This window comes from Alteromonas sp. 4NS20-0143 (genome assembly GCF_057542855.1).
This window is the reverse complement of the sequence record NZ_BAAJLR010000004.1, coordinates 84,263-105,681: the sequence shown is the minus strand read 5'-3', so window position 1 is coordinate 105,681 and position 21,419 is coordinate 84,263. Positions and strand designations below refer to the sequence as shown.

The 21,419-nt window shown below is 43.4% G+C and carries 19 protein-coding genes; 10 read left to right on the top strand and 9 right to left on the bottom strand.

What is annotated here, in order from left to right; genetic code table 11:
- Window positions 1–142: 142 nt before the first annotated feature.
- The 3 genes from AC27HD_RS10745 to AC27HD_RS10735 are packed head-to-tail and all read left to right on the top strand — an operon-like array spanning window position 143 to window position 4,931.
- Entirely contained in the window at window positions 143–766 is a 624-nt protein-coding gene (locus AC27HD_RS10745) for a class I SAM-dependent methyltransferase (RefSeq protein WP_487105728.1), read from the top strand.
- Window positions 763–4,059, top strand: coding sequence for a DUF3427 domain-containing protein (locus AC27HD_RS10740; RefSeq protein WP_487105726.1), 3,297 nt, complete (start codon window positions 763–765; stop codon window positions 4,057–4,059). Before AC27HD_RS10745 ends, AC27HD_RS10740 begins: the two co-directional genes overlap by 4 nt.
- Window positions 4,060–4,109: 50 nt before the next feature.
- Window positions 4,110–4,931, top strand: a complete 822-nt coding sequence (locus tag AC27HD_RS10735; RefSeq protein WP_487105724.1) for a restriction endonuclease — start codon at window positions 4,110–4,112, stop codon at window positions 4,929–4,931.
- A gap of 180 nt (window positions 4,932–5,111) precedes the next feature.
- Here AC27HD_RS10735 and AC27HD_RS10730 read toward each other — a convergent pair whose 3' ends face one another.
- Entirely contained in the window at window positions 5,112–6,800 is a 1,689-nt protein-coding gene (locus tag AC27HD_RS10730) for an MBL fold metallo-hydrolase (protein WP_487105722.1), read from the bottom strand.
- Between the two features lie 103 nt (window positions 6,801–6,903).
- On the bottom strand, window positions 6,904–7,116 hold the full coding sequence (locus AC27HD_RS10725) for a hypothetical protein (RefSeq protein WP_487105720.1): 213 nt from the start codon (window positions 7,114–7,116) through the stop codon (window positions 6,904–6,906).
- Between the two features lie 305 nt (window positions 7,117–7,421).
- Between AC27HD_RS10725 and AC27HD_RS10720 the strand changes: the two genes are divergently transcribed.
- From AC27HD_RS10720 to AC27HD_RS10705, 4 genes are all read left to right on the top strand, one after another.
- Complete coding sequence (locus AC27HD_RS10720) at window positions 7,422–8,087, top strand: hypothetical protein (RefSeq protein WP_487105718.1); 666 nt, start codon at window positions 7,422–7,424, stop codon at window positions 8,085–8,087.
- Window positions 8,088–8,172: 85 nt separating this feature from the next.
- Entirely contained in the window at window positions 8,173–8,982 is an 810-nt protein-coding gene (locus AC27HD_RS10715; protein WP_487105716.1) for a substrate-binding periplasmic protein, read from the top strand.
- Between the two features lie 297 nt (window positions 8,983–9,279).
- Window positions 9,280–9,543 (top strand): helix-turn-helix domain-containing protein, encoded by a 264-nt coding sequence (locus AC27HD_RS10710; protein ID WP_487105714.1) that lies wholly within the window; start codon window positions 9,280–9,282, stop codon window positions 9,541–9,543.
- Between the two features lies 1 nt (window position 9,544).
- Window positions 9,545–10,828 (top strand): type II toxin-antitoxin system HipA family toxin, encoded by a 1,284-nt coding sequence (locus AC27HD_RS10705; RefSeq protein ID WP_487105712.1) that lies wholly within the window; start codon window positions 9,545–9,547, stop codon window positions 10,826–10,828.
- 63 nt (window positions 10,829–10,891) lie between these two features.
- Here the strand turns inward: AC27HD_RS10705 and AC27HD_RS10700 are convergent, their stop codons facing one another.
- Both AC27HD_RS10700 and AC27HD_RS10695 read right to left on the bottom strand, forming a co-directional pair.
- Window positions 10,892–11,284: an OsmC family protein gene (locus AC27HD_RS10700; protein WP_487105710.1), complete on the bottom strand. Its 393-nt coding sequence runs from the start codon at window positions 11,282–11,284 to the stop codon at window positions 10,892–10,894.
- 189 nt (window positions 11,285–11,473) lie between these two features.
- Window positions 11,474–12,358 carry a LytTR family DNA-binding domain-containing protein gene (locus tag AC27HD_RS10695; RefSeq protein ID WP_487105708.1) on the bottom strand — a complete coding sequence of 295 codons (885 nt, stop codon included), beginning with the start codon at window positions 12,356–12,358 and terminating at the stop codon, window positions 11,474–11,476.
- Window positions 12,359–12,725: 367 nt separating this feature from the next.
- Between AC27HD_RS10695 and AC27HD_RS10690 the strand changes: the two genes are divergently transcribed.
- The 3 genes from AC27HD_RS10690 to AC27HD_RS10680 all read left to right on the top strand — a co-directional run bounded on the left by AC27HD_RS10690 (window position 12,726) and on the right by AC27HD_RS10680 (window position 15,381).
- Entirely contained in the window at window positions 12,726–13,547 is an 822-nt protein-coding gene (locus AC27HD_RS10690) for a MipA/OmpV family protein (protein WP_487105706.1), read from the top strand.
- 164 nt (window positions 13,548–13,711) lie between these two features.
- Window positions 13,712–14,017: a helix-turn-helix domain-containing protein gene (locus tag AC27HD_RS10685; RefSeq protein ID WP_487105704.1), complete on the top strand. Its 306-nt coding sequence runs from the start codon at window positions 13,712–13,714 to the stop codon at window positions 14,015–14,017.
- Window positions 14,018–14,022: 5 nt separating this feature from the next.
- A complete protein-coding gene (locus tag AC27HD_RS10680; RefSeq protein ID WP_487105703.1) occupies window positions 14,023–15,381 on the top strand; it encodes a HipA domain-containing protein in 1,359 nt (452 codons plus the stop codon).
- 150 nt (window positions 15,382–15,531) lie between these two features.
- On the opposite strand, the gene AC27HD_RS10675 is transcribed toward AC27HD_RS10680, so the two are convergent.
- The 5 genes from AC27HD_RS10675 to AC27HD_RS10655 form a co-directional block, all read right to left on the bottom strand.
- Complete coding sequence (locus AC27HD_RS10675; protein ID WP_487105702.1) at window positions 15,532–16,260, bottom strand: HugZ family pyridoxamine 5'-phosphate oxidase; 729 nt, start codon at window positions 16,258–16,260, stop codon at window positions 15,532–15,534.
- Entirely contained in the window at window positions 16,238–17,056 is an 819-nt protein-coding gene (locus AC27HD_RS10670; protein ID WP_487105700.1) for a heme ABC transporter ATP-binding protein, read from the bottom strand. Before AC27HD_RS10670 ends, AC27HD_RS10675 begins: the two co-directional genes overlap by 23 nt.
- A gap of 15 nt (window positions 17,057–17,071) precedes the next feature.
- Complete coding sequence (locus AC27HD_RS10665; RefSeq protein ID WP_487105698.1) at window positions 17,072–18,166, bottom strand: FecCD family ABC transporter permease; 1,095 nt, start codon at window positions 18,164–18,166, stop codon at window positions 17,072–17,074.
- Window positions 18,159–19,091 (bottom strand): heme/hemin ABC transporter substrate-binding protein, encoded by a 933-nt coding sequence (locus AC27HD_RS10660; protein ID WP_487105696.1) that lies wholly within the window; start codon window positions 19,089–19,091, stop codon window positions 18,159–18,161. Before AC27HD_RS10660 ends, AC27HD_RS10665 begins: the two co-directional genes overlap by 8 nt.
- A 75-nt stretch (window positions 19,092–19,166) precedes the next feature.
- Entirely contained in the window at window positions 19,167–21,404 is a 2,238-nt protein-coding gene (locus tag AC27HD_RS10655) for a TonB-dependent hemoglobin/transferrin/lactoferrin family receptor (RefSeq protein ID WP_487105694.1), read from the bottom strand.
- Window positions 21,405–21,419: the final 15 nt, after the last annotated feature.

Below are 21,419 nucleotides of genomic sequence, written 5' to 3'. Positions count from 1 at the left end.
CCTTATATTGAATAACCAACACTTCTCACTTACCTAAAAGGTGATTAGTGGTATGCTTAATTTGGGTTTGCAGCGGCAGTATACGCAAAACAAGAAAAAGCGCAGATAAACTGGCGCCGCATACAAAGAGGGATTTTTAGTATTGAACACAACCATTAGCCATTACAGTGCTAACGCAGAACACTACTACACGCTTTATCAATCGATAAGTGCAGACAGTGTGCACGGCTACCTTGAACAAGCACTTGCAAACACACAGCCCACTAGTGCATTAGACGTTGGCGCAGGCAGTGGGCGCGACGCTAATTGGCTGGCCGCAAAAGGTTGGCAGGTAACAGCAACAGAGCCTGCCGAAGCATTACTTAAGTTAGCCAAGCAAAACTCGCAAGAAAACGTGACCTGGTGTAATGCCGCCCTACCCGCGCTGGCCAATTTACCTACCGCACACAAACACAAACACAAACACTTCGACCTTATTTTACTCTCTGCCGTATGGATGCACCTGCCAATAGATGACAGGCCAACGGCTATAAAGCGCCTTGCCGAATTACTCTCAGCAAATGGGCGAATGTACATAAGCCTGCGCTTTGGCCCAAGCGACCCAGAACGGCCTATGTACCCTGTTAGCTATGAAGAGCTGCAATCACTGGCGGCAGAAAATGGTTTAACAGCGCGCAATTTAAATCCGGTTCCTGGTAAGGATGGGTTAAAGCGTAGTGATGTTGAATGGGTGACGGTTGAGTTAGTTAATGCAGGAAGCAAATGACAGTTAGTAATTATTTAATAACGGGTAGAAGCGAAAACTATCTTATACATGAAATTCGTAATGCTCTTAAAACGGCTACCGATATTGAAATTGCAGTTTCTTTTATCCGTAACTCTGGATTAAACCTGCTGTTTCAGGATATAGAAGATGCAATGCAATCAAAAGAGCGACAGGTAAGCTTATCGCTTTTAACATCCGACTATATGAACATTACCGAACCACAAGCTCTCAAGCAGTTAATGCTGCTTAGCGAGCGTGGTGCCGACATTCGAATATTTGAGAGTAAACAAGCCACCAGCTTTCATTTAAAGTCTTATATTTTCGTAAAAAAAAATGAATACGGTATGCAAAAAGCCAGTGCTTTTATTGGCTCTAGCAACATTAGTAAAACAGCTCTTACCGACGGCATAGAGTGGAATTACCGAATAGATTTCCCCAATGAAAAAGATCGTGAGGCGACAGATAGAATCCAGCAAATTCGTAATGAGTACAGTCATCTATTCACGCTTCAACAGGTTCAGCCACTCACCTTTGATTGGATAAAAGAATACGAGATTCGCTACAACGCAGCTAGAAAAGTGACGCCTTTATACTCTTCAGTTTCGCTTCCAGATGAAGCAGAACATGAAATCCCCTCTCCCAAAGAACACCAAACTGCTGCGCTGCAGGCACTTAGCCAAGCCCGAGAAGCTGGGGCAGTTAATGGCCTAGTGGTGCTGGCCACCGGCATGGGCAAAACCTACTTAGCCGCTTTTGATGCGGCGCAATTCAATGCAAAAAAAGTTTTATTTATTGCTCATAGGGAAGAGATTTTACTGCAAGCAGAAGCCAGCTTTTTGAAGATACTGCCAAACAAAAAAGTAGGTCGGTATAGCGGAAAGCAGAAAGATCGTGAGTACGACATGTTGTTTGCCTCAGTGCAGACAATAGGTCAAGCAAGCCACCTTAGTCAGTTCGAATCTACTACATTCGATTTTATCGTAGTTGATGAATTTCATCATGCCGCAGCTAATGGCTATAAGAGGCTATTGGAACATTTCACTCCTAAATTTATGTTGGGCTTAACTGCAACGCCAAACAGAACAGATGGAAGTGACATTTTAAAGCTTTGTGATAACAATCTAATTTATCAACAAGATTTATTTGATGGGGTAAAGGCGGAGATACTCTGTCCGTTCTCTTATTACGGTATATTTGATAAAGAAGTGGATTACGAACATTTGCCATGGCGAAATGGTAGGTTCGATCCAGAGAAACTTTCTAATAAGTTAGCGACAAAAGCCCGCGCAAAACACGCACTGAGCGAGTGGAAAGAAAAAGCACAAAGCACCTCATTGGCATTTTGTGTATCGCGTAAACATGCTGACTACATGGCCGATTATTTTAACCAGCAAGGCATAAAAGCTGCGAGCGTGCACTCAGATTCAACACTTACTCGCAGTGAGGCGATCGAGAAATTAAGTAACGGCGATATTGATATTTTGTTCTCAGTCGATCTTTTCAATGAAGGTGTAGACTTACCGCAAATAGATACTGTGCTTCTGCTACGCCCGACAGAATCCAAAATCTTATTTTTACAACAAATGGGGCGTGGCCTACGTCAAAGCGAAGGAAAAGAAAGGTTAGTCATTCTTGATTTTGTGGGTAACCACCACAGCTTTTTAAATCGCCCTGAAATGCTACTTTCAAGCCTCGGAGATAAGCCACTTAATGGGCGCGAAATTGTTCAGGCTGCCAGAAAACCAGATAAGTTGTTGCCAGATGGCTGCTACATCAACTTCGATCTTGAATTTATAGATTTTCTAGCAAGCCTTGCAGAAGATGAGCTAGATATTCAGTATGAAAAATTAAAAGCAACGTTGGGTCGAAGACCAACTTATGCCGAGTTTTATAACGCTGGCGCCAACATGGAAAAGCTTCGCAGAAACCGTGGTTCGTGGTGGGAATTTGTTGATAGCAAAGACGACCTTACTGCCGACGAGTTAGAAGTTTTAGAGCTGCATTTGCAATGGTTTAAAGACTTAGCAGTAACCAAAACAAACAAGTGCTTCAAATTAGTGCTGATAGCGACCTTAATTGAAAGGCGTGCATTTCAAATGCAAGTCACAACCAATGAGCTAGCAGAGTGGTCAAAACAATGGTTTTTAGAAAATCCCGAGTGGATTAGCGATTTACCAGAGAGTAATCAAGATCTCAAAATTCTAAGTCCTTCTACTTGGAGAAGTTATTGGCGAAGCAATCCGGTAAAGTATTGGTGTACTAAGGAGCAAAAATCACAAACAGTGTGGTTTAGTAGAAACGCGCAGCGTTTCGGATTTAATCAGAGTGTCAAGGCATCTCATTTTATTACGTTCTTAGAAATGACCAATGAAGTTAATAAACAACGTTTAACTGCCTATAAGTTCAGACATTTAACCGCTCACAAAAGCTCAAATAGCGTAATTGATTTTCCAAGTGTCGAGCAGCTGCCGTTTTTCCCAGATATAAAGATTGCGTGTGGTCATTTCAAAACAGGGAATGCAGAAGCCTCTGAACTTGTGAATGCACCATCTGGTTTCGGAAACTTGGATAGCTCAAAACACTTTATTGCTCGTGCGTCGGGCAACTCTATGAATGGTGGTAGGAACCCAATCCACGACGGTGATTATTTGTTGCTGGAACAAATCACCTCAAATAATGCAGGAAGCATAAGTAACACAACAGTTGCTATAGAGCGGCAAGATACCTCAGGCGATAATCAGTACTTACTAAGGAAAGTGCGAAAAAATGATGACGGCACATATACGCTCAGGGCCGCTAATCCCGATTATGACGATATTAACGCTAGCGAAGACATGGTGACATTTGCTCGCTTAAAAGGAAAAGTAGACCCGCTGCAACTGTTTGTTGGCCAGGAATTTATGCGAGAGGATATTCCGCCGCTGTTTAATGAAGAGTTCAATCCAGGGAACTGGCAGTCGGGGCATGTGGTACTGAAGGAAAAAAATGTACAAATTCTGCTGGTTACATTGAACAAACAAGGTAAGGCAGAAGACCATCAGTATCATGACTATTTTATTGACGATAAACATTTTCATTGGCAATCTCAAAATAGCACTTCGCCAGCGAATAAGCGCGGTAGAGAGATTGTTGAACATGAAAAAATAGATAGTTCAGTCTATTTGTTTATTCGAGAGAGTAAGCTCAGAGGGAAAACTGCTTCCCCCTTTACGTTTTATGGCGAAGTGAAGTATAAGGGTCATGAGGGTGAAAAGCCGATGAATGTCACTTGGGAGCTGTTAGATAAAAACTAAATCTGAATTTAGCGAAACTGAATAAATACTCAAAACAAGGATGTTTACCTATGCCAAGAAAGAACACTTCATTTGCCGATTTACTTTTTGAGGCTCCATGGTGGGTTTCAGTTATGACAGCAGTCATTACCTATTTCGGTATGACCCATTTTCTTCCTTCTATTCAAACAGAAAATCAACTCATCAATATGTTACTTCAGGGCATAGCAGTTCCAGGACCTTACTTTGCGTTAATTATACTGCTTATTGCTCCGTTTTCATTTTTTAACTCACGACGTAAAGCAAAGCAATTAGACACTCAAAAAAGCATCGAAACTATTCGGCAAATGCATTGGCGCAACTTTGAAGAATTAGTCGCAGAAGCTTTTCGAAGACAGGACTTTCGAGTGACGGAAGGAGGTTTCGGAGCTGACGGTGGAATAGACTTAGAGTTGATAAAAAACGGAGAGCGTACGTTAGTTCAGTGCAAACAATGGAAGTCTCAAAAAGTAGGAGTGAGCGTAATACGAGAAATGTATGGAGTACTCACCGCCAGTAATGCCGAAAAAGTCATTGTTATCTGTTCAGGTAAATTCACTCAACAAGCTTGTGACTTCGCGAAGGGCAAACCGATTCAATTATTAAGTGGTGTAGAACTCTTGTCACTTATTCAAAAAGTGCAGGCTGCGCCAACTGCTACAACGATAGATGCAACAGAGAAAGTGGAGAAGATAGAGACAGCCGAGACACTTGAAATTAAGGAGGCGTTCAAACAAGCACAGTGCCCAAAATGCGGAAACACGCTCGTCGAGCGTATAGCGAAACGTGGCCTAAATGCAGGAAATAAGTTTTTAGGATGCTCTAATTTTCCAAAGTGTAGATATACGGAGTAAAGGTAATGAACCGGTGACCTTTACCTTCGGAGGGCAAGTCTATCAATCTACGTTTAAGTGATTACCATCAATCAACCCATGAAAAACCTCAATCGCATTACCAACGCTTTCATAATTGTCAAAATAAAGCTGGCTTTATTTTGAAGGTTGGCAAGAAAAGGCTAACGCTTTTAAACAGATTTAAGTACTTAAATTATTTAATGACAGCTTAGAAACTAACGAAATCAAGCTATCAATTTTTTCATGTAATGAAGCAATTTCTTTTTTCATATCGCATTCTTCAACTGAAAATTCTTTCCCTGTATTTAGGTCAAACCAGTCATGACTCCCATCGAGTGTTATTACATTAGCGATTTGTCTACTACGAAGATCGCCTTCAGACGTCCTTTCTTTTATAGCTCGTTCAAGGTCACCTTTTGAGCCCGTTGTTCCATGATTAATAAAAACTGTCGTTTTCTTTTCAGCTTCACCTCCATTTTTTAATGAAAATAGAAAGTCCAGTAGATCATTTTCATCTGCATGTGCCGAATAGTATGACGACAAATCGATAACTTCGCATTTAACACTCTCGTCATTGCCATCCAATATCATTTTTCCTCGACTACCAGCGCTCTGGAAACCTGTAATAACTACTGTATTTTTAGGATCGTTACCAAAGTCATCTAGGTAACTCACAATCGGACCTGCTTCACACATGCCTGAGCTTGCCACAATAATGCTTCCTCGCAGGCCCGCTGTTTCTGGTTGTATAATTTTGTTCTTTTTCTTACTCGAGTTTTGTTTAGCATTCGTTCTGTCGATCAAACTAATGAAGCCAACATCGACGTCCTTGCACCTAAACGTAAAGTTATTACTCTCAAAAATTTCTTTAAGGGCTCTTACATCTTGCGCACTGATTCCTTCACTTTTGTAAGGATATTTACCCTTGAGGTTAGATTTGAAAAGTTCTTTTGAATAGGTGCGGTTCGCTTTAATTGCCATCGGGGAATCAATAAAAACAGCAAACTTTTCTTGCTCATAACCTTCTCGTTCCGCTAGATGTTTTTGAATTAAAGATTTATCGATTAGCGAAGATATTACTCGGTATATGTCGTAGATGATTTCTTGAGTTCTATGAATAGAGAAAGCTGGAATGAATAACTTACCACCTTTATCAATTACTTTGGCTACTATCAGGTCTTCAAGAGCAGCTAGCCTATTTTCATCTGACTTAAATACTTTATCTCTCTTTCTGCCACCATAAGTAGACTCTGTAACTATATAGTCAGTATTGGCGAAGGGAATTTGATTCGCTTTAAGTAAAGGAAGATATTCACGCCCTGAGAAATTACACCCTACATCACCGCTAAACAAGATTGTTTTCCCCTCCCGTTTGCTGTCCTCTTCGAAAGCCCAATTGATACAAATACTACTTGCCCCCAAAATATGGCTGCCTCTGAGAAACGAGGCCCTTAAGTTGGGTCCTAGCCCGAAGAGTTTCCCCCAGCCAGAGTTTGGTTTACTATCTATATGCTCAAACTCGACACTCTTTACATCAGATATATCGTAAAAATCAGATATTTTTGCACAATCAAACATCGCTATGTTCGCAAGTTCCGCTGTAGCTTTAGTACAATAAACCTTTCCACTAAAACCATGTTTGTAGAGCTTAGGTATTAAACCACAGTGATCTAGGTGAGCGTGAGTTAGCAACACAAAATTTATGTTTTTTGCATCAAATGGAAAATTCTGTTTATTAGTCCAGTCTGCGTTGCCTTCTCCTATATGTAAGCCACAGTCAACCAGAAATGATATGTCATGTTGCGGATGTTTCAATAGAGAACAAGAACCACTAACTCCTTTAGTCGCGCCAATAAATTTAATTTCCATAAAATTCCCTTTTTATTAGTATTCTGTGTAGATGTTAACAGTTTTCAATTAGATATTAATACTTGAATCATGTGATTAGCTTCGAATAAATTACTAACTATCTTTAAGAGCGAGCGGTAAAGATCTTACATATATACCGTTGTTCGTTATTAAATCTACAGCCTAGAAGGTTTGCTGTATGGGTCGCTCTAATGCGACCTTTCGGTTCGCGGGTTATAGGCACCTCTTTTTCGCTTTCCTCTTTAATATCCCAAGTGCCTTCTCCGCTCCATGAGTCATCGTCTATAAGGGCGTTAATAATAGCTCGATAAACCAAGTTAGCTCCCCAATTACCTTTTTTTTCTGTAAAACCGATTATTGTTTGATGGTACGTATTTTCGGTACTTGCTTGCAATTAAAAGCTAGCAATATGTAATGGGGTGGCTAAACTCTTTTAGCCCTTGGGGTGATGGGTTACTGTACTGTGTGAATATAACGCTATTAGCATATTTAGAAGAAATACCCCTTTTCTCCCCTTAAGTCGTAACAACCCACAAGCCCTTACCCCAACAACGCTAACCATCGGTAAACCCAACACAATCCAACGAGGCTCTCATCAAAAAAGGTCTATCACTTCTATTATTGCTAACCGCCCTAGTACTCGCTGGCGCTGTGTGGTTTTTTCAAACCCAGCACAGCGAACCTAAGCCTAGTTATACCGAACCATGGCGAAGGGCAGTGTGGAACAACGCAGTTTGCCGCTTTTTTTCGGTAAGCAGCGATAAGCGAGATGTGGCATTACTGAACGAGGGGCTAATGAAGGCTTTAGGGAATGAAGAGGCTGGCACTGTAGTTGAAAGCTGCGCTGCTCTGGGGAGTTTGCCTGCTAATTTATCTGCTCGGGAAGTGCGTTTATTTGAAGCGCTAAAAGCAGTCGCCGTATTCCCTACCAAGCCGTTAAGCAATGTCGAAGCTGACGCAGATGTTGCTGTTGATGGGAATGTCGAGGTGGTAGAGCTTACGTCGTTTATTGAACAGTATGGCCCACTTACCACGGCAGATATGCGCATTTATGAGGTAGATGTAGCCAACAAGCTTTTCGCTTACGAACTGCGCTTTAAGGATGCTCGGGCATACGTAATGTATAACTTCTCGTTTGATACCCACCCGTTGCCCTTGCCCCTTGGCTTTATGGCGTCAACCAAAGTTACGCTGTATAGAACCGACAACCCAACATTCGAACGCTTTGTCACTAGCGGCCCGTTAAGTATTACCTATCACTCTGCTGTTGTTGTTATTGTCGACTGAGTTAAACCATCTACCTTATATAGTCTGATATACTGATGAGCACGAAGTGTAATTGCTTAAGTGTTACTAATTCGTTGGAGCAGGTATGTGGTGTAAAGCAACAATGTTTTTCTTTTTAGCTGTAGTGAGCTTTGGGCTGGCTAGTGAAACACGCATAAATGCTGAGCCTGCGCATCAAACTGAATCGAACAAAACGCAGTGGCCCAAAACCCAACCCGTTTTACGATTTGCGATAAATCATTTCCCCCCCTATTCCATATTGTCAGAAGGCAAGCCACCAACGGGTATAAACGTTAATGCCATGACGCTGATTGCCGAGCGGCTGAATATGCGTTTGAAATTTGTAGAATGCCCATTTGCCCGCTGCATTGTGTTGCTTGAAAAGGGGTTGGTAGATGTATTCATTGGGTTAACCTATAGCGACGCAAGAGCAGAGTTTTTGCACTTTATTGAACCCTCTGTGGCAGATGGCAGCGTTCAAACCTTTTACGCTAGAAAAGGGTCAGAAACTTCTATTGATTCATTTGCCGATCTGAACGGGAAAATTATTGGTCTTACCCGCTTTAGTTTGTACTTTCCAGAATTTGATGATGCCACCAGTTTTACAAAAGTGCCTGCTAACTCTCACTTGCAGCTTATCAATTTGTTACGCAATGAACGTATAGATGCTTTTATTGGCTCTGAACAACGGCTTAACTATTTGCTGCAAGCACAAGGCTTAACAGACACAATTTTACAGCAAAACTACACAGTAAGAGACGATAGAAAGGTATATCTCGCACTGTCTAAGCGCTCTGAACACTCAGGGTTGGAAGAATCATTCAGTAAAGCCTTGCGCTTACTTAAAAGCAAAGGCGTTTTTGATACGCCTTTTGATGTACACCATATCGAATAAACGCAGGGGCTGTTTCACTAGCCTCCTCTTCGCTCTACATTTTACTCTGCAATTTCAATACTATTTTTCAATTTGAATAGTAAGCTCTGGCATTGCCTGTCCCACCTTTACTTCAATGGATTAACGCACCTCGAAAGCGCTATTTGTGAAAATTAGCCACGCCAGCCCTCTATACCTCAAAAGGTATAAATTGACATATATACCATCAAGGGTATATTTAATCTTGTATACCTTTTAGGGTATCGCGATTTCATATTCCCTCGAAAGTGATGCCGAAGGTGATAATAGCGGAGAAACATGGTGAAGCTAAATAATTCGAAAGAACTAGCAGATTACTTAAAGCTGCAAAGAAATACGCTAAATCGAACGCAAACCGATGTGGCGGAGCATATTGGATTAAAGCAAAAAACCATCTCTGCTATTGAGAATTCTGCAGGAACCTCTCGAATTGACACCCTATTTAAAATTGCCCACGAGCTAGAGCTCACTATTGAGCTTAAGCCAAGAAATGTAAGTGAAAACGACCATAAGACAAAGGGTGGCTGGGATCAGGAATGGTAATATGGAATTGTTAGTAAGCCTTAATGGCACTGCAGTAGGTACGCTGTCAAAAGATAAAAATGGTGGCCTACATTTTTCTTATGCAGAGGCGTGGATGCACCGCCCAGGCACACGTCCTATATCGTTATCATTACCCATTACAAAGCAAAAATATTCTGGCGACGTAGTGTATAACTTTTTTGACAATTTACTTCCCGACAACCCAAACATTCGAAATAAGATACAAGCTAGGTTCAATGTGGGCTCTGGGCATGCTTTCGACCTTTTGGCCGCTATAGGTAAAGATTGTGTGGGCGCTATTCAACTATCTTCACAGCAACCAAAAGCGGTTAACCAACTCAACTATAACGTGTTGTCTACTCAAGATATTGAAAGGTTATTGCAAGGCTACAAACATTCACCGCTTGGAATGGAAATTGATGAAGACTTTCGCATTTCCATTGCTGGCACTCAGGAGAAAACCGCTCTACTTAAAGTAGGTCATCAGTGGGCTAAGCCCACTGGATCAACACCTACAAGTCATATAATGAAGTTACCAATGGGTGAATTACCTCAGGTAGGCATCGATCTAACTGATAGCTGTGAAAACGAGTTTATTTGCCTAGAGCTTGCAAGGGCCTTCGGGTTTAGCGTGGCTAATTCAGAAGTGCTCTACTTTAACAAACAGAAGGTTTTAAGTGTTGAACGCTTCGATCGTAAATACGCCTCTGATAACTCATGGCTTATGCGTCTGCCTCAAGAGGATTTTTGCCAGGCTATGGGGCTCTCATCTGCTCAAAAGTACCAGTCGGATGGCGGCCCAGGGATATCTGATTGTTTAAATTTGCTGAGAGCATCTTCAAACGTGAAAGACAGATCTACCTTTTTTAAAACTCAGATTTTCTTTTGGTTAATCGCAGCCATCGACGGCCATAGCAAAAATTTTAGCGTATTTTTAGAGCCTGGAAACTCATACAAAATGACACCTCTTTATGATGTGCTTTCCGCCTTTCCAGTAATGTCTAAACGAGCGCTACAACCCCAGAAAATAAAAATGGCGATGTCGTTAAAAGGAAGAAATACCCACTGGAAGTGGAACGACATTCAGCCTCGTCATTTTATATCAACTGCTAGAAGCATTTCTTATCCCGCAGATAAAGCTGCGGCACACTATGAATATTTTATCGATAATGTTGAAACCGTTATTGCTATCGTAGAAGACAAAATTCCCGACAGTTTTCCAGCCTATGTGGCAGACGCCATATTTTCCGGATTAAGAAAGCAAGCAGCTAAAAAATTACTATAAATAACGAGGCTGCTTAACTCACCTGTTGCTCTTCACTCTACATTTTACTCTGCAATTTCAATACTATTCTTCAATTTGAATAGTAAAATCGGGCATCGCCTGAATCACTTTCTTTACTGTGCAGCTGTTGGCAGACGCTAAAAGTGGCTTTTTATATTTCTCAGGGAAATCGTCAGGCAAGGTTACTTTAATAGCAAATGTCTTTTTAAATTTATCTTCTGCACTGCTGCTATGGTCTTGGCTAATACTAATTCCGTCTGTGCTGATGTCTCTTGCGTCACAAAATTTGCGGATAAAAAACGCTGCACATAACGGCATGCTAGCTAAGAAGTAATCGAACGGCTCAGGGTGAGATTCATCGCCTCCGGCTGATACGCTTTGGTCACTGATTATTTGATGCTTGCCAAAACTGGCCTGTAGTTTTTGCCCTTCTAAAAGTGCGATATCTATTTTCATAACGGAAACCTTATATTCAATTAACTTAATGAACGTTTTGCTTATCCTGAAAGGAGTCGTAAGCGGCGTCAAGTTTAATAGCTGAATTTCTTTGGCATGCATTACACTATTTACAAGTACTGTGCAGGTAATTGGCGAGAGACTTCTCAAATAGCACTTATATAATTAGTGGTGTTTCAATGTTATCAATTAACCCGCTGCATTATCCACCTTCGTTTCACTACCAAAATACAGCTTTACGAGCTTACGCTTACCTCTACTAATAGGCAGCTTTGCGCCATTAGACATTTCGCACCACGCATCGCTGCTTGAAATGTGCATTCTATCAACGTGGTTTTTGTGCACCCAATGAGAACGATGAATTAATACACCTTCATCGTCGAGTGCCTCCGCTATTAGATTTAGTGCACCAAGAATGAGTGTATTCCCTTTTGTGGTTTTCACGTTTACATAATGAAGTTCGGAGCTTATAGAAATGATATCTCGGCCAAGCACTTTCGGAAGCCTTTCGTAAAATTCAGCCTTTAGCTTTTCTCGTTTTTCTAGCTCTAGCTCTTTTTCTGTTCTACGCTTCTTCTTCGGTGGATGCGGGCTATTTTTCTCCGTAGGCAGCTTATAGGTAACGTTGAGAAGTAATGGAATGTTTATTAAAAACCATAACGTGATGATGCCCGGAGTCACTTCAAGAAATTCTGATACTACCCGAAAGAACGGACCTTTCTGATCGAGCATATCAACCCAACTGTCCGGCTCATCTTCTAAGCCGGGAAACCAATAATCGATAGAAGCAAAAATAGGGGAAACCAACACGGCCCCTAAAAGCCCAGATATAAGTAGTAATAAGTACAAGGGAAATTGCTTTGGTGGCATTTTAGTAGTGATGTAGCTAGCAAACATTAACCCAAGTAAAGCAGCCGAAATTTGCAGAAACCAGAATAGTAGCCGTTGGAAAAAGTTTAGTCCGTAAGAAGATTCTGGTTCCATTAACGTAAACAACAGGGTGAGACCAAATGCTGTAAGGGCAAAACCACTTTTTAACGGTGCCCTGCCTAAAACTGTATCGCTAACTAACACTTACTCTGCTCCTAGGTTCGTATCACATGTATTTATACAGTGAACACACAACGAAATACCCTATTTTTGTATTAGCGGTTAGTTTTTTTCACGAGCTGCTAGTGGATATAGTCGAATAATCATTGGCCATTCATACATAAAATCAACAGCTTCTACATTTTCAATATGCACCGCTGAACGGTCGTCTATACTCATGCCCATGTTAAACCAAATATCTGCGTTACTAGCGCAACGTGTTATTTAGCTTATCAGTTGATTCAACAACACTAATTAACCATGGTGCGAAACTCAATAGCAAACTCGGCTGTTTGACGTGTCACGCAACTAAGAACTTATAATTAAAAATAACGATGTGGAGTTACTGAACATGAAAAAGGCTATCTCATTAATTGCCTGTATTTATTGCCTTACTATTCAATTGGCGTGGGCACAGGAAAGTACTGAAGCATTGGTGCCTTTACCTTCCCTTGACGACTTTACCAAGGGGGAAGACGGTTGGAGTTTTGGCCTCGGCTTAGGTATTGAATACGAAACCGCCTACGAAGGCTCGGATGAATTCGGATTAGAACTTCAACCAGCGGGGGCAGTACAGTGGCGCAGCGGTGATAACATTTTTTACTTTGCTGGAGAAGCCGTTGGTTGGCGAGGGCTGCGAAATGACAAATGGTTGTTAGAAGCTTTATTAGGGTTTGAAGAGGGTCGAGAAGAAGGTGACTCTGACGATGGCAATCTCGATGGCTTAGGTGAACAAGATGAAGGGTTTGAATTGGTGCTTCAAGCACGACGGGCATTTACTGCCGATTGGCGCTATTGGCTGGTTAGCCGAGTAGTAACTGGCGGCGATGGCAACCTAGGCCTATTTGGCGTAGGCCGCCGATTTGGCGATCAAACCGATGGTACGGGCCATGAGGTGAACTTGGTAGCAGTGTTCCACGATAGTGAATACGCCAATAGAGGCTTTGGTATAAATGCTGAACAGGCCGAGGCGTCTGGATTGGCTGCAACTAACTTGAGCGGCGGCCTTCGTTCAGTTGGCCTTGACTATACGTTCCGACACTATATCAGTGACAGTTGGCAGGTGTATGGCGAAGCGCTTTTTGAGTACTACAGCAGTGAGGTAAGAGATAGCCCAATCGCGCGCAGCAATTATGAAACGGAAGTGGGCGTGGGCTTGATTTATATTTTCTAATTGAAATATCACTTTATTAATTCACCATTGCTAGTGAATATTTATGATGAAGTTAATCTCTCACTTTAAATCACCACTAACGGTTAATAAACTTGTTATTCATTAATATCAATCTATAATCACTAATACTGAAGAATATTAACGTCAGCATTGGTGTATATTAGATGGCAAAGAAAGTGACTTCCTCAAAAATGCCTCAGGCACAGTTTATAAATGATGCGCATGTGCTGGGGCAACTCATTAAAGCAAAGCGCACGGCGATGGGTATGAAACTCGCTGATTGCGCCGCACTATGTAATGTGGGTATCAATACCTTATCTCGAATTGAAAATGGCAATAACAATTGCACTCTAGCTGCCACATTTGCGGTGCTAAATGGAATAGGTATCAAGCTTACCTCACCGTCGCTTACTCCTGATTCGATTGAAAAGCGAAGCCACTCAAATGTAAGTAATGACGAGTGGGTATAACAGCCATGCAAGCAGATAATATCAATCAGCCCTCAGCATACGCTTTGCTCATCTTTTTAGCAGAACAAAGAATTGGCACGTTAGCTTTGGATAAAAGCACCAACCTGCTCAAACTAGAATATGAGTCGGGTTGGCAGGAAACGGGCTACCCACTCTCTCCGGCGCTAACACTAGACAACGCTCACTCCCGTGAAGTTGCCTACAACTATATCGACAACGCTTTACCAGAAGGGGAAGCGCGAAAGCTCTTAGCTGATCATCTTGGAGTCTCAGAAAGACATGTCTATTCCCAAGTCAGAGCCATTGGCAATGATCTGGCGGGGGCCGTTACATTTAAGGCGAGTGAAGATAAGTCAGAGTTTTCATCAGAGGCAAATGAGCCACAATTTAGAGTGGTCGAAGCTGACGAGCTAACTAAGCGGCTTGCCAGTAAGGAAGACATAGGCCTGTTGACGTGGGACGACAAACCAAGGCTGAGTGTGGCGGGAATACAAGACAAGCTCAATGTACTCATCAACGAGGAAGGGCAAATCGGGTTTGGTGATGGGACGTTATGCTCAACACATATTCTCAAGTTTGAGAAGCACAATTGTCCCAATCTCGTACTCAATGAATACTTCTGTATGAAGCTGTCAAAGGCAGTGGAACTGCCTACCGCTGAAGTAGCGTTCACGCGATTTGAGCAATATCCAGCATTGATTGTGAAGCGCTTCGACCGTAAGTATGCACCTGAACAGCTTAAGGTTTTTCGCAGACATGTGATTGATGGCTGCCAAGCACTTAACCTGCCAAGGGATTACAAATACGAGCGAAACTTAGGGGATGGCAGAGACGTACAACATATTCGGGACGGCGCAAGCTTACCTCAACTCTTTGAACTGGCAAAAACTATGGCTTCTCCTGTTGAAAGTCTTCAATGGCTTATCAACTGGCAGCTATTTAACTTGATGATCAGCAACTACGACAGTCATGGAAAAAACGTCTCGCTGTTTTTTGATAAACGCAATAATCGATTCACGCCAGCCTATGATTTAGTGAATGTTGCCATGTTTGAGCAATTTAAGCATGTACTGGCTATGGCGATGGGCGATGAGTTTGACCCCAAAAGTATAAATGCCTACCAAATGGCTGATTTCGCTGAAACCTGCGGGTTAAATAAAAAGCTCTTGTCTCGCCAGTTATGTAATTTGGCAGATAAGGTCATAGCCATGCTGACGCAGCAATCATTTATCGAAAAAATAACTCAAGAACCGCATTTTACCGAAGAAGACCGACATTACATGGCTGAGGTGCAAGCGCATATTTTGGCACGAACACAACACCTAAGATCGCAAGCGCCAGCTATACCGAATATAGAAGTATGAGGGTATATTCTCTTTAGCCGATATTTGACCTGTTAACCTAGCGATAATCGATTGCGCTCGTGAAACGTCAATAACACTAAACGAGCAATGTATTTCAGGCGCCGTTATTTAACAGCGCCTTCTTAGTATGCCCATCACATGCCTTTTAGACTATGCAGCCTGAGATTTTCTGGCGCGGTTGGTTAGTCTTACCAGTTCCATGCGCACGTCTTCATGCTTGATGCACACGTTTTCAAAGGGCACATAGTAGTTTTTATCTTTCGAGCGAATGTAAAATCCGTCGGTGACTACGCCTGTCATGGTAGGCGCGTCGTCTTGCACACTGTGATGATGAGCTAATATAAGCGCCATAGCGTCTTGGTGGTCTTCGTTCATGTGCGCAATCATGCCGGTTTCTGCCTCAAAATCCCAAGGGCTAGCCGGTGCACTCCATTCTTCTTGCTCTAACCAGAAGATTTTACCAAACCCGCCAATATAGCGTACGCGCACTATGTCCATTTGCCATATTTTAAAATCGTGGGCTTGTTTGTAGGTTTCGGCCTCTGGAAAGCGCAGTACGTACTGCTCTAAAATTTGCTCAGCTTTGTCGCCTTTTATTGGTTTAGCATCACCAACCACGGTAACTCGGCCGTGGGCATTTTGATCGCCCTCTTCTGCCTGATGAAAAACCGTTAGGCTCATGCGGCTGTCTTTTTCTAAGTTTTTAGCGTGCTGCGCAATATCACTGATGTAAAAATACAGCTTGCCTTCGCTACAGCTAATAAAGGGCGACACCGACCCAAACGGGTAGCCGCGTAAATTATACGAAATAGTAGAAATAACGCCCGTTTCACACGCGCGCAGTAATGCTTTTGCGTCAGTTAATGCCTGCGTTCTCATTAAGGAGCTCCTTGGGTTCTGAAAATATCATTGGAATATGTAGGTCTGGATGAGGCTGTACGTGCATTTGCGTGTCATATACAGGCTCTAAAAATTCAGGGGTTAGTACGGTGTCTTTAGCGCCAAATTTAATGAGTTCGCCACCGCTTAATAACATAACATCGTCGGCGTAAAGCGATGCTAAATTTAAATCGTGTATTGCCACAATAGCCGTATTGCCCTTGGCAGTGAATTTGCGTACTAGCTGCATAAGATGGTGCTGAAAGTGTAAATCTAGTGCTGAAGTAGGTTCATCTAATAATAGTAGTTTGCTGTGCTTTTGCGTGGTAAACGCGTCGAGTTGCGCAAAGCTTCTGGCTATATTCACCCGCTGTAACTCACCGCCAGATAGCTGCCCCGTGTGCCGGTTAACGAGTTTATGTAAGTTTAAGTGGTCTATAAATTCAGCAACGCGCTGCCGCTTTTGCTGCTCTGACTCAGCGATGGGAAAACGCCCCATGGCAATGAGCTCGGGCACACCTAGTTGAAAGTTAAGCGCGTTTTGCTGGGTCATTACTGCGCGCAAAGGGGCTAATTCAGCTTCACTCCATTGCCTAATGCAGCGCCCTTTTAAACTTAGCTGCCCTTGAAAGTGCAGGTTACCGGCAATGGTGTGAATAAGTGTAGACTTACCCGCCCCATTTTCGCCCACCAGCACAATGAGCTTACCTTCGGGTACTTGGCATGTGATGTTGTTAAGTACGTTTCGCTTACCGCGCTTAACGGTTACGTTGTTCAGTGAAAGTAGGTTGGTCATGTTAGCGGCTCTCTTTTAACCATGTGGCATTAGCTGGCGTCGCAGCATCCAGATGAAAACGGGTGCGCCAATAATGGCGGTAACAATGCCAATAGGTAACTCGGCAGGCACAACGGCCACTCTGGCAATCCAGTCTGATGCCAGTAGCACCAAGGCACCTAATAACATGCTGACTGGCATCATGTATTTGAGGTTAGCGCCTACCAAAATACGAGACAGGTGGGGAATAACTAAGCCTAAAAAGCCGACTAATCCAGTAAGTGCAACCGCAGCACCTACGCCTATTGCCACAAAAATCACAATCTGATTTTTTATGCTTTTTATATTTACTCCCATGTATTTGGCTTCTGACTCGCCCAATAGCAGCAAACTCATTTGCTGCCGCTTGCTCCATAAACCCATTAAGCTAAGCAGCAGCAATGGCAATGCTTGAGTAAGTGAAGACCAATTGGCACCCGCCAACGAGCCCATGGTCCAATAATTAATTAAGCGTAGCGAGCTGTCGTCGGCATAAAAGCTGAGTAACCCAATAAGGGCAAACCCTAGCGCGTTCATTGCCACGCCTACTAAAATGAGTGAGGTCACTTGCACGCCCTGCTCGCTTTGTGCAAATTGATACACCAACAGCGTGGCCAGCAGTGCCCCAACAAAGGCGGCGTAAGGCAGCATTAACTCGGCTTTTATGCCAAAGGTTGCCTGCAATACAGGCCCAAGCGCAATCATGCCTACGGCCATTACCGCAGCGCCTGAACTAACTCCTATTACGGATGGGTCTGCCAGTGGGTTTCTGCATAGTGCCTGCGTGGCAGCCCCAGTTTGCGCCAATACTGCGCCTATCAGTAACCCAAGACATAAACGCGGCAAGCGAATTTCGCTAATAATGTTGAGCTGCAGGGTGCTTATTGAATGCCATGTGTCGGGTAAAAACCATGCAACAGATAAGCGTATATCCCAGCCTGCAGGGCCAAAGCTTAACGACACCACGCTTGCCACTATTAACATGGCGAGTAGCCATGAAAGGCAAAACCACACTTTCTTTTGCTGGCTATCAAACCAGCTTTTATGTGATGTCGGCAACGGTGACTGCTGTAAAAAAGTAGCGCTACTCATCGCTCTTACCATTAGCAGTATGATTAAAGGCGCTTTGCTCATTAACTGTTTGCCCATTCGCGCTTTTTTCGCGCCATTTTTTCACCAAGGCAATGGCCTGAGCAAGTCGAGGGGTCATACCTAGCGATTGAAGTGAGTCCATGACTAACAAGCGACACTCTTGCGCTGCTTTAAGTAAGCGTAAGTTAGAGCTTTGGCAAAACTTGTCTTTACCACCGGCGCTCATTACCACGTGATTCGGTGCCACTAAAAAGTCGGGCTGCTGCAAGGCTAATGCTTCGCTATTTATGCCTTTAAACCCTTTATGCTGCGCTGCCACATTCTCGATACCCGCATAATTAAATATTAACTGCGGCACCGTTTCTTTACCTGCCGCAATTAACCCGCGATCAGAGGCTGAGAGTAAAAATATCGCTTTGGCAGTGCTGTTTGTTGCTTTACTTGGCAGAGAAGCGTTGAATTGCGCAATAAGCTGCTGCGCTTGCGCTGTTTTGCCTAGGTCTGCGCCAAGCTGTTGAATTAGCGCAACGAGGCCTTTGGGGCTGGTAGGCTTATCGTAAACCACAACGTCTACGCCTGTACTTTTTATTTGTTGTATAACCTCATTACGGCCCACGCCTTCAATGGCCAATATTTTATCAGGGGCAAAAGACAATACGCCTTCGGCGGCTAGGTCGCGGTAGTAGCCCACCATGGGCAGCTGATTAACTTCCTGTGGATATTGGCTTGACTGATCTACGGCAATCACACTATCTCCAGCATCAAGGGCAAACACAATTTCGGTAATGGTGCCGCCAGCCGTAATAAGCTTTTGCGAGGTGTTTTCTTTAGCATGCGCGTTGTTGTGACTTAATAAACCAAAAGCGAACAATAGGCTCACTACTGATACTGAGAATGCGATTGATAAAAGCGGTTGGGTTTTCATAGCAATCTGTTCCTAATAAAGGGTATTAATTTGCGAGAGTTTGCCAATGCCTGGCAGTGTGCCCCGCACCAAAACTTAAAATGCGTACGTGGCATTAATGGCGGCATTGATGCCAGGCTGTGTAAGAAAGTTAAGGTTATTCGCTTCGCCAACTTCTAGCCCGCGCACCTCAGTGCCGCTCCAACTTTTTCGATCGAAAAGGTTGAATACACCAACATTAATGGCAAGGTCTTCGTTTACGTTGTAGTTAGCCAGCAGGTCGAACTGCGCATACCCGGGGGCTTCAAATAGTCGTGGCTCGGCAGGGTCTTGTGGTTGAATTTGTGAGTCAAAGCGCTGCACAAACGTACCGATAAACTCAACAGACCAAACATCATTCCTGTCGGTATAACCAATGCCTGCAACGGCTTGTGGCGGTAAAATAGATTCTATGTCTTGACCTGTAGCTTTATCTTCGCTGTCTAACCACGTAAGTGCACCACGCAACTCCCAACCCGTTAAGCCAGAAGCAGACTCACCTAAAAACCATGTGAACTGTGCGTCTATTCCTTCAATAACCACAGATTCGCGATTGGTTGCCTGAAACTCAATGAGCTGCGTGGCGGGGTTAAAGCCTACCGTAGATCTCGATTCAATAAAGTTGTCGTAGTTATTGTGGTAGGCGCTTACGCTCCACTTCACCGCGTCTAATGTTTGTCTTATGCCTACCTCCCAGCTTTCTACACTTTCAGGTTTTAAGTCGGGGTTAGGAAGTGAGGTATAACCGCCGGCAAAGTTAGTAAAGCCCACGTTTAAGTCGTCGAAAGGAGGAATGCGAAAACCTTCAGCGTATTGCAGCCAAACGTTGGTGTTTTCGCTTAGGTCGTACACTGCACCTAACTTAAATGATACTTGCGAATCGTCGAAGGGCACTGCAACAACGCCGGGGTTAGCATTGGTAAAAATGTCATCAGGGTAAGGCACTAATGTAAATTCGTCGTAGCGCACGCCTGGGCTTAAGGTTAAATCGCCATTGAGCAGGGTTATTTCGTCTTGAATGAAAAACGACAGTTCTCTGGCTTCAGAAATAGGAAAGTCTCGTGCGGGAAACACAGAAAATTCCGGCACTACAGTACCCATTGCGGCGACAAATGTACTGCCCTCTCGTAACGATTCACTGTCGGTGTACTGCAGTTCGCTGCCGTAAATAAGGTAATGCTTTGAATCACCTACGCTAAATTGTTTGTCTAACTGTAAAATTACACCTTCTACTGTTTGGTTGAATTCGCTATCACGGGTTCGGCCCAGTTGTACCGGAGTTGGATCTTGCCTTGATACTGCGCCAAAGCGCCCTTCACGAGTTGCTTGGCTATTTTGGGTTTCTTGCCAGTAAACGCGGGTAAGCATTTTGTCGAACATGGCGGTACTGTCGCTGTAGGTATGGTTAATTTGAAAACGCGTTCTGTCACGTTCATCAATACCTTGGCTTTCAGTAATGCGCACACCACGTACGAAGGTATTTACCTGAGATAAAACGTTGGTATGAGTTTCGCCTTCTAAGTAGTCGGCGAGAAACTCTAGTCTGTGCGCATCGCTAGGTTTATAAATAAGTTTAAATTGGGCGCTGTCGGTATTATTGCTTTGTGGGTTTGCGGCATCGCGCTCTAACCCTGTGCCGTTGCCGCCAAAGAAGTTTTCAGTTTCAGCACCATCTCGTGTGGTCGCGTTTAATAGCCATTCCCAGTCGCCATTTCTTCCAAATAGCTGCGCGTTGGCCATACGCTCATTGGCTACCGACGCATAGCCTACTTTTACACGGCCGCCCATGCTGTCATCGTTTTGTAGCAGCTGGCTTGGATCTTTACTAATAAACGACACTACGCCGCCTATCGCATCGCTTCCGTAAAGGGTAGACGCTGGGCCGCGAATAATTTCGACTCGGTCTATCATATCTACGTCGATGAAGTCGCGGCGCGCTGAAAGCCCAGGCCCAAAACTAAATTCATCCGCTATAGGCGCGCCATCAAGCAACATGAGAACGCGGTCGGCATTTATACCTCGAATATTAAAGCCCGATAGGCCAAATCGGCCGCCCCCTTCAACCACTACACCAGGCTCAAATCGCACTAGGTCACGAATATCAGTGGCCACCATCTTATCCATTTGTTCGGTGTCGATAACGGTTACACTTGAGGCAATTTCATCTATATCTGAATTAAATCGGGAGGACGTAACGGTAATTTGTTCGAAATCGGCCTCTTCTAGCGCATCGGCAAAAGAAAATGTACTGAAACCAGAAACGAGCAAAGCAAGTGCAACCTTTGAAAACTTCATGTGTATAAAACCCTA